Below are 14,257 nucleotides of genomic sequence, written 5' to 3' on the forward strand. Positions count from 1 at the left end.
CAGCATCAGATCCTGAACCTCGGTCGGCGTCATCGGCCCCTTGACCAACTGGTCCAGCAGTTCCTTGGGCAACTCAGGCAGCGGCCCGCGGGCCGCTGCCTGACGCGCTACGGTTTGCCTCTTCTTCTTCATCGGCATATCCATGACTTTTATACCTCATGATATGCCCCGCCCACGAAATGACGGATAGGTCCATGCGACGCCGACGATTTGCCTGGACAACGTCATCCTCAGCGCTTTTTTTGCCCTTCCGCAGAACTAAACCGCACGCTGGGCTGGACCGATTTGGAAGGTGACAAAACGGGCGGTGGCTTCTTCTGCTGCTTCGGTTTCTTTGCTTCGCGATTGCTGCGCAACTGACCTTTTGCCATCACACTACTCCAGTGGTATTAGTGCTCGACAGAAAGCTCGAGTACACAAGCAGTATGCGCTGATTTCAGCCCGCCGTCGCGAAGCGTGTTCACCGATCTGTCCGTAGCACAGCCCCGTTTTCGACTGACAAAACTATTCCGAGGCAAAAATGCTGGAGCCCGCCGAGCTTGCCGAGAAATTCCTCGGCGTACCCTATGAAGCGTTGGATGAACGCGCGAAGAATGTTTTTTTGTGCGCTCGAAGTTCTGATCGAGCGCGAACAGACCCACGGTGACCGCAGGATCGGACTGGCCGAGTCTCAATTTCACTCGATTCACGCTAACCGACACTACGACTACGTTGTGGACTCATCATCTTCGAACAGTGTTGAATGCGGTCAGCTGGTTCCGGAGTGGTTACCAACCCAACCGACACCTGCTGCATTCACGAAGATGCACCAGCAGGTTTTCCAGTAACTCAGATGGACAGGTGTGGGCCAGATGCCGTCAGTCGGCTGGGCCGCTTCGAAGCGGCCGTTCGTCCGTGCTTCCTCTCAAGCGCTGCCTTGGCGAATCTCCACCTCGATGAATACCACCTCGCGGTCGGTCGCGTTGACGACGTTATGTTCCACCCCCTTCAACCCAGCGTAACTTTGCCCAGCGCGCAGTTGCGACTCCCGGTTGCCGTGCGCTGTCTCGAGGAGAAGTTCGCCGTCCGTTTGCGGCACCACGACATAGTCATGCCCGTGAACATGCCAGCCGGTCTCGGCGCCGGGTGCGAATCGCCACTCAGTGACTATCACGCGTTCATTGAATACCTGCTGCGTTGGAACTGCCTGCGGACGATCCATGCGCGTTTCCTCTGCGAAGTGGGCAACGAGGTTAGTCGGGTATCCGCCGAAGACGATCTGCGGATCGCAACGTCGAGAGACTAGCATGTGGAAACAGCGCAACCCTACGCATTGGTATCTGTTGCCGCGAGAACCTGAACATCTCTTGGGCGAAGGATTCTTTCAACGAGCCGAGCCGACATCTGGCGGTTCAGTAGTCTCGGCAAATTCGCAAGCAGTCGATTTCGCGCCCCCACGACCCGACAGCTCAGATTGCGATCGAGCGCCCGCAACGCATCCTGCACCACGTTCGAGACCGGCATCGGCACGCCGACTGCAGCCTCCTTCGCGCCAACAACGTCGAAAAAGGCCGTTTGCGTCGCGCCAGGACATAGCGCGACGACCCGGATGCCCCGATGCCGGTTCTCGGCCCAAACAGCTTCCGAGAATGACAGGAGAAAGGCCTTCGTCGCGCCGTAGACGGCCATATACGGATCGGGCTGGAATGCCGCGGTTGACGCGACGTTGATGACTGCGCCATCGGATCGCGCTTGCATCCCCGGCAGCAGAAGATGAGTCAGCTCGATCGCGGCGATGCAGTTCACCAGAACTTCATCGCGCTGGCGCGTCAACGGAATCGTTTCGAAGCGCCCGTAAGCTGCGAAGCCCGCATTGTTGATCAGCACATCGACGAACGTGCCGGTCCCCTTCAGATGACGATCGATCGTGTTGACCGCGTCGGCCGCGCTCAGGTCGACCGTCAGAAAATCGGCGTCGCACGCATAGTCGCGTCGCAGTTCTGCGGCCAGATCGCGCAGCTTGTCGTGAGAGCGCGCGACCAGCAGGAGTCTCGCACCGCGTTCGGCCAACGCATAGGCAAACGCGCGCCCGATACCCGACGATGCACCCGTGACGAGTGCTGTTTTTCCGCCAAAATCGAAAGATTTGCTCATGGCTTGCTGATGAAGTGGAACCGGAGTTGCACTCTAAACCGTTGACTATAGGCAACGGTCAAGCGTAAATGACGCTCCACGACATTGATTGGAGAAAGCATGCGCATCGGCGAGCTATGCAAGCGGGCGGGTGTATCGCGCGACACCGTCCGTTACTACGAGCGCATGGGTCTGCTGGACAAAGCAACGCAACCTAACGCGACGAACACTTACAAGCGCTATTCAGAACTTTCGTTACAGCGGATTAGGCTGATCGTCCACGCGAAGGCGTTGGGCTTCACGCTGGCGGAAATTGGCGACGTTGTCCACGTATGGGAAAGTCCAGCGTTCGGTGTTGAGCAGAAGGTCGCGTGCCTGCAAGCAAAGCTCGCCGAACTCGATGCGAAGAGTCTCGCGTTGATCACGCTGCGAACAGGGTTGCTGAATGCGTTGGCCAAAGTTGGCGGCGATTGTGTCGAAGAAGAAATAGCGTGATGAGTCGCCGCCGTGCAAGTGTGGTGCTGCCTCGAACAGGAGCGTCAATGGCCGCCTTGATCGCGCGAGAGTCCGTTCGGGGTCGGACAGAGCCAACCACTGCAATCCGCGAAGCGCCCTGTTCTGCCGGCCCCACGAAACGTCACGCGCGGCGCATGAAAATAGGCCGGCGGGCACCCTGCCCGCCGGCCTTCTGCATTACGTGACCGCGCGCGCCGCCCTACTTCAACGCTCCCGCCACCTTCTTCTGCCGCCACAGACACAGCAAATCGCACGCAACATGCGCAGCGGCGATCGCAGTAATGTCCGCATGATCGTAAGCGGGCGCCACCTCGACAACATCCGCCCCAACCAGATTCACCGCCCCGAGCGCACGCACGATCGCGAGCGCCTGCGCGGACGACAACCCGCCCGCGACCGGCGTGCCCGTGCCGGGCGCGAACGCCGGATCGAGGCAGTCGATGTCGAACGTCAGGTACGCGGGCCGCGCGCCGACGATGTCGACGATCCGCTCGACCGCCGCGCGCGAACCATGATCGTGCACCCACGCGGCATCGAGCCGCTCGATCCCGAGAAAATCGTCGTTCCACGTGCGGATGCCGACCTGCACCGACGTTGCGGGATCGATCAGCCCTTCCTTCACGGCCTTGTAGAACATCGTGCCGTGATTGAGACTGTCCGGATCGTCGTCGGCCCACGTATCGCAGTGCGCGTCGAAATGGATCAGCGACAGCGGCTTGCCATAGCGCTCCGCGTGCGCGACCAGCAGCGGATATGTGATGTAGTGATCGCCGCCGAGCGTCAGCATCTTCGCACCCGAACGCAGGATCGTGCGCGCGTGCTCGACGATCGCGGGCTTGATCGACAGCGGGTTGTGCGCATCGAACCAGCAGTCGCCGTAGTCGACGGCCGCGAGATCGTCGAACGGATCGAAGCCCCACGGATACGGATTGAGCTCCGCGAGCTGCACGCTCGCCGCACGGATCGCGGCCGGTCCGAGCCGCGCGCCCGAGCGATAGGTGGTCGCAAGGTCGAGCGGCACGCCGGAAATCGCGACATCGACGCCGTCGAGCCCGCGTGAATAATTACGGCGCATGAACGACAGCACGCCCGCATAGGTGTTTTCGATCGAGGAGCCGTACGGCGTGGTGCGACGGATCGCGCCGTCGCCGTGGAGTAGTTCGGTCATGGTCGGACCTGTGTTCGTGGGGAACCGGCTCCGCCCCGCGCTGCATGGGCGCGCGGGCCGGACACGGCATGGATTCATCGGGCACGCACCGACTTGCGCATCCAGTCGCGCGGCCGGGCGGGACAACGACAACGGCAATGTCGCGGCGATCATAACAAGCCGAACTGAAGTCGTTGCCCCGGTTCAGCGGGGGCAACGTGTTGAAAAAATCCGGCGGCAACGCGCGCGCATCGTCACCCGGCAGCATCGGATCGCGGCGGCGGCGGGCACACACCTGCACGTGCCATCCCGACCGCGTCCTAGAAGGATTCGCCGGTTTTCGCGCGCCCTTTCTTCCGGATAATGGCCGCAGCCGCGCCCTCGACGGCACGCCGTCCACCGCAGACAACAACAAACTGGAGACACCCGCCTTGATCGCCACGCTTCCCGCCACCTACCGCCGGCTCTGGCCGCTCGCCGTCGCCGCCGCGCTGCTGTACGGGCTGTCGCTCGCCGCCGCGCCCTATCCGGGCCAGGCCGCCGCGAAAGCCGCGATGGGCATCCTGCTGCTCGCGGCGGGCAGCACCTGCGGCGCGGTGCGCGAACGCGCGTGGTTGTGCGCGGCGCTCGCGACGGCCGTGCTCGGCGACGTGCTGCTCGCGCTGCCCGACTGGCCGCTGTCGTTCGTCCTCGGCCTCGGCGCGTTCCTGCTCACGCATCTGTGCTATTGCGCGATTTTCTTCCGCTGGCGCGCGCGGCCGCACGGCTGGCGCATCGCCGCGCTGGTCGGGCTGTGGATTGCCGCGCCGGCGTTCTACCTCGCCTTCCTGCCGCACCTCGGCGAGCTGCTGGCGCCGGTCGCCGTCTACATGCTCGTGCTATGCGCGATGGCAAGCTTCGCGCTCGCCGCCCGCACGCATGGTGCGCAGGTGGCCGTCGGCAGCCTGATCTTCGTCGGCTCCGATACGCTGATCGGTGTCGGCCGGTTCCTCGGCGCTTTTCCGGGCATCGATTACCTGATCTGGGGCCTCTACGCGCTCGCGCAGGTCACGATCGTGGCCGGGGTTTTCCATGAGATAGCCGCCCGCCCGATCCGCCCCTGATTCCGTTTCAAACAGACCGCCGCATGCCGGCGGTCTCGTCCACCGCTGCTCTTGCCCCATCGACGGGCCTTTCCGCGAATTCCGCAATGCGGAAAACGGCCCGTTCCAAACCCCGCTCAGCCTTTTCCCGCCTGGTTTCCGGCCCTTAGAGCGCCGCTTCTAGCCTCTTGCGGTTTCCGGGCTCACCCACTATCGTTACATCAACCAATGTAACATTAAAAAATGAGCCAAATCGGAGACACCCGGATGAATGCTCGCACGTTGCCTTTCGGTCCGCCCGGCCACGACGGCCTGGACGAAACCATCGACATCGCCATCATCGGCACCGGCTTCGCCGGTCTCGGAATGGCGATCCGCCTGCGGCAAACAGGCGTGACCGACTTCGTCGTCCTTGAGAAGGCCGCGTCGGTCGGCGGCACGTGGCGCGACAATCATTACCCCGGGTGTGCATGCGACGTGCAATCGCACGTCTATTCGTTCTCGTTCGCGCCGAACCCGCGCTGGACGCGCATGTTCGCGCCGCAGCCGGAGATCCGCGCGTATCTGGAAGACTGCGTGCAGCGCTTCGGAATCGGCCCGCACCTGCGCCTGAACCACGAGCTGCAGCGCGCCGAGTACGACGAAGCCGCGCAACGCTGGCGCCTCACGTTCGCGAACGGCAAGCGGCTGTGTGCGCGCGTGCTGGTGTCGGGGATGGGCGGCCTGTCGCGCGCCGCGCTGCCGGCGATTCCGGGCGTCGAGAATTTCAAGGGCCGCGCGTTCCATTCGCAGCAGTGGGATCACGACTACGCGCTCGAAGGCAAGCGCGTCGCGGTGATCGGCACCGGCGCGAGCGCGATCCAGTTCGTGCCGCAGATCGCGCCGCGCGTGAAGGAACTCGCGCTGTTCCAGCGCACGCCGCCGTGGATCATGCCGAAGCCCGACCGCAACCTGACCGGGTTCGAGAAATGGCTGTTCCGCACGCTGCCGTTCACGCAGAAGGCCGTGCGCAGCGGCATCTACTGGATGCTCGAGTCGCGCGTGCTCGGTTTCGCTATCCATCCGTCGCTGATGAAGAACGTGCAGAAGCTCGCGCTGCGCCATATCCGCAAGCAGATTCCCGATCCGGAGCTGCGCAAGGCCGTCACGCCGAATTACACGCTCGGCTGCAAGCGCGTGCTGATCTCGAACGACTACTACCCGGCGCTGTCGCGCAAGAACGTCGACGTGATCACGACCGGCATCGACCATATCGAAGCCGACGCGGTCGTGACGACCGACGGCCGCCGCCATGAAGTCGACTGCCTGATCTACGGCACCGGCTTCCAGGTCGCCGATCCGTATCCGCGCGGCGCGATCGTCGGCCGCGGCGGCCTCGACATCGTCGACGCATGGCGCGACGGCGCGCACGCGTATCTCGGCTCGACGCTGCCCGGCTACCCGAACTTCTTCATGATCGTCGGCCCGAACACGGGCCTCGGCCACAACTCGATGGTGTTCATGATCGAGTCGCAGATCGAATACATCCTCGGCGCGCTGCAGGCGATGCACCGCGAGCGCGCGGATGCGATCGAGGTGCGCCCGCTCGTCGAGGCGCAGTTCAACAGCGACCTGCAGGGCAAGCTGAAGAAGGCGATCTGGTCGACGGGCGGCTGCAAGAGCTGGTATCTCGATCCGCGCACGGGCAAGAACACGACGCTGTGGCCGGGCTTCACGTGGCGCTTCCGCCAGGCAACCGCGCACTTCTCGATCGCCGATTACCACGCGTATCGCGCACCGCACGACACGATCGTGCGGCCCGTCGCCGCGCCCGCCGCTTCCGCTTCCGCTTCCGCTTCCGCATCCGCCGAAGCGGCCTGAGCCAGACAAGGAGCCAACGACATGAGAGATTTCGCCAACAAGGTCGCCGCGATCACGGGTGCCGGCTCGGGCATGGGCCGCTCGCTCGCGATCCAGCTCGCGCAGGCCGGCTGCCACGTGTCGCTCGCCGACAAGAACGGCGTCGGCCTCGCGGAAACCGAACGAATCGTCCGCGCGATCGCGCCGAACGTGCGCGTGTCGACGCGCGTGCTCGACGTCGGCGAGCGCGACGCGATGTTCGCGTGGGCCGACGACACCGCGAAGGAACACGGCAAGGTCAACCTGATCTTCAACAACGCGGGCGTCGCGCTGTCGAGCACGATCGAAGGGATGGAATACAGCGATCTCGAGTGGATCGTGAACATCAATTTCTGGGGCGTCGTGCACGGCACGAAGGCGTTCCTGCCGCACCTGAAGGCATCCGGCGACGGCCACGTGATCAACACGTCGAGCCTGTTCGGGATCTTCGCGCAGCCGGGCATGAGCGGCTACAACGCGACCAAGTTCGCGGTGCGCGGCTTTACCGAATCGCTGCGCCAGGAGCTCGACATGATGAAGTGCGGCGTGTCGGCAACCTGCGTGCATCCGGGCGGCATCCGCACGAACATCGCGCAGGCCAGCCGCGTGTCGAAGAACATGGTCGGCTTCATGGTCGCGAGCGAGCAGCAAGGCCGGGACACGTTCGAGAAGTTCTTCATCACGACCGCCGACGACGCCGCGCGCACGATCCTCGCCGGCGTGCGCCGCAACAAGCGCCGTGTGCTGATCGGCCGCGATGCGAAGGCCGGCGACTGGATGGCGCGCATCCTGCCGTCCGCGTACCAGGCGCTCGTCGTGCTCGCGACGCGCCGCGAGGCCGCCAGGGCCCGCCGCGACGCCGCCCGCGGCACGCCGGCGCCCGCACCGCTGCACGCAACCTACAACAATGCAGGTAATCAGGGAGGAGAACAATCATGACGACCCCGAACATGATGCCCGTGCGGCGCGACATCCGTTTCGCGCTGCCGCCCGAACGCGCGCGCGACTGGCACGTGCAGGGCGTGCCGGTCACGCACTTCATGAACGCGCTGTCGCTGCTGTTCCCGGCCGGCGAACGCTTCTTCATGGATTCGGTGCGCAACTACCGCGACCGGATCGAGGACCCCGAGCTGAAGAAGCAGGTGCTCGGCTTCATCGGCCAGGAAGCGATGCATACGCGCGAGCACATCGAGTACAACGACCTGCTGCAGGCGTCGGGCCTGCCCGCGCACAAGCTCGACAAGCGCCTGTGGACGATCCTCGGCTGGTTCAAGAAGGCGCTGCCGCATTCGATGCAGCTCGCGATCACGATCGCGCTCGAGCACTACACGGCGATCCTCGCGAACCAGTTGCTGTCGGGCCACGAGCACCGCATCGACGGATCGGTCGAAGGCTACCAGCAGATGTGGATGTGGCATGCGATGGAGGAAACCGAGCACAAGGCGGTGTCGTACGACGTATGGACCACCGTGATGAAGCCGGGCCTCGGCAGCTACCTGCTGCGCACGGGCACGATGCTGACGACGACCGTGTTCTTCTGGACGATCGTGTTCGACTTCCACGTGCGCCTGATGCGCGCACACCGTCGCGAACACGGCAAGTTCGGCGGCATGTGGTGCCTCGTGAAGTACCTGTACGGCCCGAAGCACGGCGTGTTCCCGAGCATCGCGCGCGAATGGCTCGACTACTTCCGCCCGGGCTTCCACCCGTGGGACCACGACAACCACCAGTACCTGCAGGGGCTCGACACGCTGCTCGAGAACATCGACGCGACCAACGCGCGCTACGCGGCGCAGGCCGCCCCGCGCCGCGTGCCGCTGCACCCGGTTGCGCAGGCATGACGCCATGGCGCGCGCGCACGAGATGCTGACCGTCCAGTCCGGCGACGTGAAACTCGCCGTCTACGTGAGCGGATCGCGTCGCGCGCCGCCGCTGATCCTCGTGCACGGCTACCCCGATTCGGCAGTCGTGTGGGCGCCGATCCGCGCACGGCTCGCGAAGCGCTACCGCGTGATCGCGTACGACGTGCGCGGCGCCGGCGCATCCGATGCGCCGCGCCGCCGTGCCGACTACACGCTCGCACGGCTTGCCGACGACCTGAAGGCGGTAGCCAACGCGACCTGCGGCGGCCGGCCGTTCCATCTCGTCGGCCACGACTGGGGCTCGATCCAGTGCTGGGAGGCCGTGACCGACCCCGCGTTCCGCGGCCGGATCGCGTCGTATACGTCGATCTCGGGCCCATGCCTCGATCACGTATTCCGCGCGAAGCTGCGGCTCAAGCAGAGCCTGAAATCGTGGTACATCGCGTTCTTCCACCTGCCGCTCGTGCCGTCGCTGGTGTGGCGGCTCGGCGGCGCGGCGCTGTGGCCGCGCTGGCTGCAGCTCACCGAACGCGTGCGCGCCGAGCGCGATCCCGTGCAACTGAAGAATGCGCTGAACGGCCTGCACCTTTATCGCGCGAACTTTCTCGCACGGGCACGCAAGCCGCGCGAACGGTACGCACAGGCGCCCGTGCAGATCCTGGTGCCCGTGCGCGACCGCTACGTGACGCCCGAGATGTCGATCGACCTCGACCGCTGGCTCGGCGACCACGTGCGCGAGGAGATCGACGGCACGCACTGGATCGTGCTGCGCCACCCGGACATGATCGCGTCGCGGATCGACCGCTTCGCGTCCGCGCAGGAGCGGCCGGCGGTCACGAACGCCGCGGTTCAGCGCACCGCCGGCGTCGGCAGGCGCCTGAACAGCGTCTCGTAGTCGACGACGAGCCCGTCGTCGTCGATGTCCATCTCGGCCGTGAAATTGCGGAAGATGCCTTCGTAGCGGTAGCGCCGGCCCGGCTCGATGCACGCGTAGGCCTGCTTGACCGGCGTGACCTTCAGGTCCGGCGTCGAGATATACGCGACGTCGATCGGCCGCCGCTCGCCGCGCGCGAGCCCGAGGCGGCCGATCGGCAGCGAATTCGTGAACGGTGTTGCCGCGATGTCGATGTCGACGCAGCCGTCGAGCGCCGGCAGCGCGCGGCCCGCGCCGTCGTGCCAGTGTCCTGCGCCGTCGCCGCGCAGTTCGAGCGTGCCGCCGCCCATCACCTTGAGCACCGCATACGTCACGCGCCAGTGCGGATCGCACTCGACGCGATACGCGAGCCCGTATGCGCGGCCGTACCGCTGGCCCACCACCGCGCTTTCGACGACGATTCCGCCGCCGCTCCGGTCGAACGTCAGATGTTCGACCCCGTCGCCTTCGAGCGACGCCCAACGCACTTCGCGCATCGTTCCGCCTCCCGGTTTACTCAATGCGGAGGATCGTCGCATACATCCTGACCATCCGGAATTTCATTGTCGGTAAATCCAATGCGCGTCATTCGTTGTCGAAGTTCATGTCCCTGCCTTCAAACGAGGACCGGATAGCTTCCACGACTCGCGACGCCCTGCGCTCATTCTCCAGCTGCGGATACTGCTGCTTCAGCTTGCCGGAGATTTGCCAGCCGTTTTCCTTGACAGAGCGGATGATACGGTCCGCATCCGGGCCCGGCATCTCGACGACCTCCTTGAGCCGCTCCTGGGCAAGCTGAAAGATCGTCAGCGTCCTGGCTTCATCGGCCATCTCCGTGCGAATCGTGTGCTCGACAACTCGCGCGGTATACAGGACGTGAGCCGTCAGATCCGGATAACGCCAGACGAAGCGCGCATCTTCGTAGTTGTCGAACACGAAGTTGCTCAGCGTCCCGTCCTCATAGGTCACCAGTTCTCCGAAACGATAGGACGTTGCATAGCGACGCATGAAGCAGCGAGAAAACACTTCGAGCGTGCGATCGTAACCGGCACGGAACTCCGTCGAACTCGTGATGGTTGCCGAGATCGGCAATATCACGCCATCCGGCACCGCCTTGTCCCGCACCAGAGAATCGTTGATCAGGAAGCGATGAATCCGGCCGTTGCCGTCACGCATAGGGTGGATATAAACGAAGCCGAACGCCAACGCAGCGGCACGTGCCAGCGGCTCTGCGCCTCGAGTCGCGGCCTCGAATTCACCGAGGCCCTCCAGCATCGCCGCCACGTCCTCGAACGCTGGGGCAATGTAATGCACGATGTTCTCGCGCATCGTCGCCTGCCCCACAAAGACCGGCGAACGCCGCAACCCCAAACCGAACGCATCGTGGCCCAGAATGCCGGCTTGCAGAGTATGCAGGCTACGGTCGCTTAGTGGAGCGTCGATACGGCCGCAGTATTGCGCGATGACATGTGCAAACCGCTGGATGCGGTCGGCCTGATCAGCCTCTTTCTCAATGAGAAAGCTCGCCCGCGACTCCTTGAACGTCAACCAGCTGGCTGTCCGCATCAGGATGTCAGCCCCGAAGACGCGATCCAACTCTCTCAATGCGGTGCCCAAATCGAACTGCAGCGCTGCCTGCACCGCCGCGGTTCGCCGAACCAGCGGGCAGAACGCGGGCGTGCCCGGCAAGTTGTCGTGCACGCGCCAACGGCGAACCCGAAGCGACTCCGTGCGGGTAAGGTATTCAGTCGGAGAAACGGCGTTGACATAGCCGCCGTTGGTCACGTCAGGCACATCCAGGCGCCTGCCTGTCAGCCACTCGTACAGGAAACCCGTGCGTCGGGCGTATTGGCCAAAGGGGGCGTTTCGGCACCACATTTCGATCGGTTCCGGTCCCACGGCTGCAAACAGGCGTGCAAAAAACTCGAAGTGAAGCTCTTCGTACTTGAGTCCGAATTCAAAATGGCCGGCGAAGTCGTCGGTGGGTCGATAGCTGGGCGGATACCGGTTTTCTACCAGCTCATCGGTCTCCCGGCTAGCACGCCCGGCGCCGATGACCGAATCGACACGCAGAGGTTGTGCGAGCGTAATACCGTAGCGAGCAGCCAGAGCCTTGAAGCCGACTTGCATGGAAAAATCTCCTACCGAGGCCGCGAAAATACTACCAATTCCCGGATCCTACCCGAAAACGCTAACGCGTTAGCATGCGCACGGAAACTCTAACGACGGCAAAAATTTGCTACCAAAATAGAGAAACCCCAAAAAAACGCTAATGCGCCTGACAAACGCATCTTGGACAACGCTTTCCGCCCCAATTCGGGGCGCCACCGACAAATCCTGACTATCCAGGATTCCCTATTCCGGTGCATGAAATTGTGTCCTATGCTCGCGGCTCGTCCTGTCCCGCCGCCATCATGCCTACCGCCCGCCCCGCCTCGCCGTCGATCGACCTGCGCATCCTGCTGCGCGGCATCGGGCAGATCGTGCTGCAGGCGAATGCGTTCACCGGCGCGCTGCTGCTCGCCGCGCTGGCGTTGACCGACGCGCGGCTCGCGTGCGCGGCGCTGGTCGGCTCGGCCGCCGCGAGCATGACCGCCGTGCTGTCCGGCGCCGAGCGCCGCGCCGTCGAACAGGGGCTGCACGGCTTCAACGGCGCGCTCGCCGCGCTGATCGCCGTGCTGATCGCGCCCCATCCGCTCGCCGCGCTCGCGCTGGTGCCGCTGGTCGCCATCGGCGCGGCACTCGTGCAGCGCGCGATGCGCGCCCCGCTCGCCCGCTGGCGGCAGTGCCCGTATTCGAGCCCGTGCCTGGCCGTTACCGCGCTGTGGCTGCCGTTTGTCGCGCCGCAGCATGCGAGCGACGCGACGGTCGGCGCGACACTGACGCTGTCTTCCGTCGCCGACGCGCTGCTCTCGGGCGTCGCGCAGACCACCTTCGCGCAAGGCGCGTGGGCCGGCGCACTGATCGTCGCCGGCATCGCAGCCGCGTCGCGTCGCGCGGCCGCGCTCGCGCTGGGCGGCGCCATCGTGTCGACCGTGCTGCTGCTCGCGCTCGGCGCGAACGGCGTGTTGTTTGCCGACGGCCAGCTCGGCTTCAACGGCGCGCTCGCCGCGCTCGCGTTGGCGCCGCGCGGCCCGCGCGCGGCGTTCGCGGCCGCCGCACTCGCCGCGCTGATCCAGTGGCTCGCGACGCGCGCGGGCATCCCCGCGTTCACGGCGCCGTTCGCGCTCGCGTCGTGGGTCACGGTGGCCGTCGCGCGCCGCTTCACCCTCGGAGAACCCGATGTCGTCATTCGCACACCGTCCTGATGCCGTGAAACCCGGCGGCCCGATCTCGGACGCCGAACGCCGGCTGCGCGTCGATCTCGCCGCCGCGTATCGGCTCGTCGCGCTGAACAGCTGGGACGACCTGATCTACACGCACCTTTCCGCGACCGTGCCCGGCGAGCCCGGCCACTTCCTGATCAACCCGTTCGGCCTCGCGTTCGACGAGGTCCGCGCATCGAACCTCGTGAAGATCGACCTGGCCGGCAACCGGATCGGCGACGGCGAACACGCGGTCAACGTAACAGGCTTCGCGCTGCATGCGGCCGTGCACGCCGCGCGCGCCGACGCCGTGTGCGTGATGCATCTGCACAATACGGCCGGCATTGCCGTGTCGATCCAGCGCGACGGGCTGTTGCCCGCATCGCAGCACGCGCTGCGCTTTCATGGCGACCTCGCGTACCACGACTACGAGGTGCTCGCGTTCTCGCCGGCCGAAGGCGCGCGGCTTACTTCAAGCCTCGGCGCGAAATCCGCGATGCTGCTGCGCAATCACGGCACGCTGACGGTCGGCCGCACCGTTGCCGAAGCCTATGTGCTGATGGATACGCTGATCAAGGCGTGCGACATCCAGATCCGCGCACAGGCAGGCGGCGGGCCGCTCGTGCTGCCCGCCCCGGCCGCCGCCGACCGCACCGCCGAACAACTGCGCGACGGCGGCGCAATCGAAGGCGAACTCGAATGGCCGGCGCTGCTGCGCCGGCTCGACCGGATCGATCCTTCGTATCGCGACTGACGTTGCAACCATGGCCGCCACCCGCGGCCGAATCGTTCAAACCCAACCGGAGCACCTGTCATGCCGACTTTCAATATCCAGCTGTTCGAAGGCCGCACCGTCGAACAGAAGCGCGAATTCGTCGAAGCAATCACGCGCGTCACGTGCGAGACGCTCGGCTGCGCGCCGGGCTCGGTCGACATTATTCTCACCGACGTGAAGAAGGAGAACTGGGCGACGGCCGGGAAACTGTGGAGCGACGAGGGCTGACAAGCGTCACCTCGGCGGACGGCGGAACCTGCCGGGCGATATGTGCTCGAACTGCGGTGACACCCGAACGAACGCACCGCACAAAACGGCACTCGATGGAGACCGCATGATCGAAGACAAACACATCGCCACGACGCTGAACGAAATGATCATGTCGATGGGCGCGACACTGGATCGATCGCTCCATCAGGTCAAAGAGACGTGCCCCGAGCACGAATTCGTCGCCTACCGCGAATTCGTGTCGCAGGTGCTGACCACGATGCTGGCCGACTTCATGAATCCGCTCTACGCAAGGCATCCCGACCTGAAGCCGCCGGAGCTGACCTGACCCGCCTCTGCAGCGCCCTGCGACGGGCGCTGCCCGCGGGCCTTCTCCCGCCTCTCCCGTTGTGCGCCCGCACATCGCTTTGTCACGCAATCGGCGCATAATGCCGGACAG

General features: G+C 64.9%; 17 protein-coding genes and 1 pseudogene. 11 read left to right on the forward strand and 7 right to left on the reverse strand.

Annotated features, from left to right (window positions below):
* Both GD429_RS25330 and GD429_RS40615 read right to left on the reverse strand, forming a co-directional pair.
* Positions 1 to 132 (reverse strand): annotated as a pseudogene (locus GD429_RS25330) (IS256 family transposase); the annotation flags it as partial.
* Between the two features lie 98 nt (positions 133 to 230).
* Positions 231 to 371 carry a hypothetical protein gene (locus tag GD429_RS40615; protein ID WP_193727191.1) on the reverse strand — a complete coding sequence of 47 codons (141 nt, stop codon included), beginning with the start codon at positions 369 to 371 and terminating at the stop codon, positions 231 to 233.
* 222 nt (positions 372 to 593) lie between these two features.
* Between GD429_RS40615 and GD429_RS42115 the strand changes: the two genes are divergently transcribed.
* Entirely contained in the window at positions 594 to 827 is a 234-nt protein-coding gene (locus tag GD429_RS42115; protein WP_227791745.1) for a chloramphenicol phosphotransferase CPT family protein, read from the forward strand.
* Between the two features lie 77 nt (positions 828 to 904).
* On the opposite strand, the gene GD429_RS25345 is transcribed toward GD429_RS42115, so the two are convergent.
* Positions 905 to 1,201, reverse strand: coding sequence for a cupin domain-containing protein (locus GD429_RS25345; protein ID WP_152860947.1), 297 nt, complete (start codon positions 1,199 to 1,201; stop codon positions 905 to 907).
* Between the two features lie 104 nt (positions 1,202 to 1,305).
* Positions 1,306 to 2,133: an SDR family NAD(P)-dependent oxidoreductase gene (locus GD429_RS25350; protein ID WP_152860949.1), complete on the reverse strand. Its 828-nt coding sequence runs from the start codon at positions 2,131 to 2,133 to the stop codon at positions 1,306 to 1,308.
* A gap of 99 nt (positions 2,134 to 2,232) precedes the next feature.
* Between GD429_RS25350 and GD429_RS25355 the strand changes: the two genes are divergently transcribed.
* Positions 2,233 to 2,607: a heavy metal-responsive transcriptional regulator gene (locus GD429_RS25355; protein ID WP_152860951.1), complete on the forward strand. Its 375-nt coding sequence runs from the start codon at positions 2,233 to 2,235 to the stop codon at positions 2,605 to 2,607.
* 220 nt (positions 2,608 to 2,827) lie between these two features.
* Here GD429_RS25355 and speB read toward each other — a convergent pair whose 3' ends face one another.
* Positions 2,828 to 3,796 carry an agmatinase gene (speB, locus tag GD429_RS25360; RefSeq protein WP_152860953.1) on the reverse strand — a complete coding sequence of 323 codons (969 nt, stop codon included), beginning with the start codon at positions 3,794 to 3,796 and terminating at the stop codon, positions 2,828 to 2,830.
* Positions 3,797 to 4,206: 410 nt separating this feature from the next.
* On the opposite strand from speB, the gene GD429_RS25365 reads away from it, so the two are divergent.
* The 5 genes from GD429_RS25365 (at position 4,207) to GD429_RS25385 (ending at position 9,492) form a co-directional block, all read left to right on the forward strand.
* On the forward strand, positions 4,207 to 4,878 hold the full coding sequence (locus GD429_RS25365; RefSeq protein WP_152860955.1) for a lysoplasmalogenase: 672 nt from the start codon (positions 4,207 to 4,209) through the stop codon (positions 4,876 to 4,878).
* A gap of 246 nt (positions 4,879 to 5,124) precedes the next feature.
* A complete protein-coding gene (locus GD429_RS25370; protein WP_152860957.1) occupies positions 5,125 to 6,717 on the forward strand; it encodes a flavin-containing monooxygenase in 1,593 nt (530 codons plus the stop codon).
* 21 nt (positions 6,718 to 6,738) lie between these two features.
* Entirely contained in the window at positions 6,739 to 7,674 is a 936-nt protein-coding gene (locus GD429_RS25375) for an SDR family NAD(P)-dependent oxidoreductase (protein ID WP_152860959.1), read from the forward strand.
* On the forward strand, positions 7,671 to 8,576 hold the full coding sequence (locus tag GD429_RS25380; RefSeq protein WP_152860961.1) for a metal-dependent hydrolase: 906 nt from the start codon (positions 7,671 to 7,673) through the stop codon (positions 8,574 to 8,576). Before GD429_RS25375 ends, GD429_RS25380 begins: the two co-directional genes overlap by 4 nt.
* Positions 8,577 to 8,580: 4 nt before the next feature.
* Entirely contained in the window at positions 8,581 to 9,492 is a 912-nt protein-coding gene (locus GD429_RS25385; RefSeq protein ID WP_152860963.1) for an alpha/beta fold hydrolase, read from the forward strand.
* On the opposite strand, the gene GD429_RS25390 is transcribed toward GD429_RS25385, so the two are convergent.
* Both GD429_RS25390 and GD429_RS25395 read right to left on the reverse strand, forming a co-directional pair.
* A complete protein-coding gene (locus tag GD429_RS25390; protein WP_152860965.1) occupies positions 9,447 to 10,007 on the reverse strand; it encodes a putative glycolipid-binding domain-containing protein in 561 nt (186 codons plus the stop codon). The genes GD429_RS25385 and GD429_RS25390 overlap by 46 nt on opposite strands.
* Positions 10,008 to 10,095: 88 nt before the next feature.
* Complete coding sequence (locus GD429_RS25395) at positions 10,096 to 11,640, reverse strand: Fic family protein (protein ID WP_152860967.1); 1,545 nt, start codon at positions 11,638 to 11,640, stop codon at positions 10,096 to 10,098.
* Positions 11,641 to 11,924: 284 nt separating this feature from the next.
* Between GD429_RS25395 and GD429_RS25400 the strand changes: the two genes are divergently transcribed.
* The 4 genes from GD429_RS25400 to GD429_RS25415 all read left to right on the forward strand — a co-directional run bounded on the left by GD429_RS25400 (position 11,925) and on the right by GD429_RS25415 (position 14,146).
* Positions 11,925 to 12,818 (forward strand): urea transporter, encoded by an 894-nt coding sequence (locus GD429_RS25400; RefSeq protein WP_152860969.1) that lies wholly within the window; start codon positions 11,925 to 11,927, stop codon positions 12,816 to 12,818.
* Positions 12,793 to 13,569 carry a class II aldolase/adducin family protein gene (locus GD429_RS25405; protein WP_152860971.1) on the forward strand — a complete coding sequence of 259 codons (777 nt, stop codon included), beginning with the start codon at positions 12,793 to 12,795 and terminating at the stop codon, positions 13,567 to 13,569. The genes GD429_RS25400 and GD429_RS25405 overlap by 26 nt, the downstream gene beginning before the upstream one ends.
* 60 nt (positions 13,570 to 13,629) lie before the next feature.
* The gene (locus GD429_RS25410) at positions 13,630 to 13,818 is read left to right on the forward strand and encodes a 4-oxalocrotonate tautomerase (RefSeq protein WP_105392471.1); all 189 of its coding nucleotides are present in this window, start codon (positions 13,630 to 13,632) and stop codon (positions 13,816 to 13,818) included.
* A gap of 106 nt (positions 13,819 to 13,924) precedes the next feature.
* The gene (locus tag GD429_RS25415) at positions 13,925 to 14,146 is read left to right on the forward strand and encodes a hypothetical protein (RefSeq protein WP_152860974.1); all 222 of its coding nucleotides are present in this window, start codon (positions 13,925 to 13,927) and stop codon (positions 14,144 to 14,146) included.
* The last annotated feature ends 111 nt before the right edge of the window (positions 14,147 to 14,257 follow it).

Origin of the sequence: Burkholderia sp. BE17, assembly GCF_009362305.1 — a bacterium.
GTDB lineage: Bacteria > Pseudomonadota > Gammaproteobacteria > Burkholderiales > Burkholderiaceae > Burkholderia > Burkholderia pyrrocinia_C.

Bases quoted from the DNA above. Each gene is read 5' to 3' on its own strand.
- speB (WP_152860953.1), bottom strand. From the start codon at position 3,796: ATGACCGAACTACTCCACGGCGACGGCGCGATCCGTCGCACCACGCCG.
- GD429_RS25410 (WP_105392471.1), top strand. From the start codon at position 13,630: ATGCCGACTTTCAATATCCAGCTGTTCGAAGGCCGCACCGTCGAACAG.
- GD429_RS40615 (WP_193727191.1), bottom strand. From the start codon at position 371: ATGGCAAAAGGTCAGTTGCGCAGCAATCGCGAAGCAAAGAAACCGAAG.
- GD429_RS25405 (WP_152860971.1), top strand. From the start codon at position 12,793: ATGTCGTCATTCGCACACCGTCCTGATGCCGTGAAACCCGGCGGCCCG.
- GD429_RS42115 (WP_227791745.1), top strand. From the start codon at position 594: ATGTTTTTTTGTGCGCTCGAAGTTCTGATCGAGCGCGAACAGACCCAC.
- GD429_RS25395 (WP_152860967.1), bottom strand. From the start codon at position 11,640: ATGCAAGTCGGCTTCAAGGCTCTGGCTGCTCGCTACGGTATTACGCTC.
- GD429_RS25385 (WP_152860963.1), top strand. From the start codon at position 8,581: ATGGCGCGCGCGCACGAGATGCTGACCGTCCAGTCCGGCGACGTGAAA.
- GD429_RS25415 (WP_152860974.1), top strand. From the start codon at position 13,925: ATGATCGAAGACAAACACATCGCCACGACGCTGAACGAAATGATCATG.
- GD429_RS25390 (WP_152860965.1), bottom strand. From the start codon at position 10,007: ATGCGCGAAGTGCGTTGGGCGTCGCTCGAAGGCGACGGGGTCGAACAT.
- GD429_RS25350 (WP_152860949.1), bottom strand. From the start codon at position 2,133: ATGAGCAAATCTTTCGATTTTGGCGGAAAAACAGCACTCGTCACGGGT.
- GD429_RS25400 (WP_152860969.1), top strand. From the start codon at position 11,925: ATGCCTACCGCCCGCCCCGCCTCGCCGTCGATCGACCTGCGCATCCTG.
- GD429_RS25370 (WP_152860957.1), top strand. From the start codon at position 5,125: ATGAATGCTCGCACGTTGCCTTTCGGTCCGCCCGGCCACGACGGCCTG.
- GD429_RS25380 (WP_152860961.1), top strand. From the start codon at position 7,671: ATGACGACCCCGAACATGATGCCCGTGCGGCGCGACATCCGTTTCGCG.
- GD429_RS25355 (WP_152860951.1), top strand. From the start codon at position 2,233: ATGCGCATCGGCGAGCTATGCAAGCGGGCGGGTGTATCGCGCGACACC.
- GD429_RS25375 (WP_152860959.1), top strand. From the start codon at position 6,739: ATGAGAGATTTCGCCAACAAGGTCGCCGCGATCACGGGTGCCGGCTCG.
- GD429_RS25345 (WP_152860947.1), bottom strand. From the start codon at position 1,201: ATGGATCGTCCGCAGGCAGTTCCAACGCAGCAGGTATTCAATGAACGC.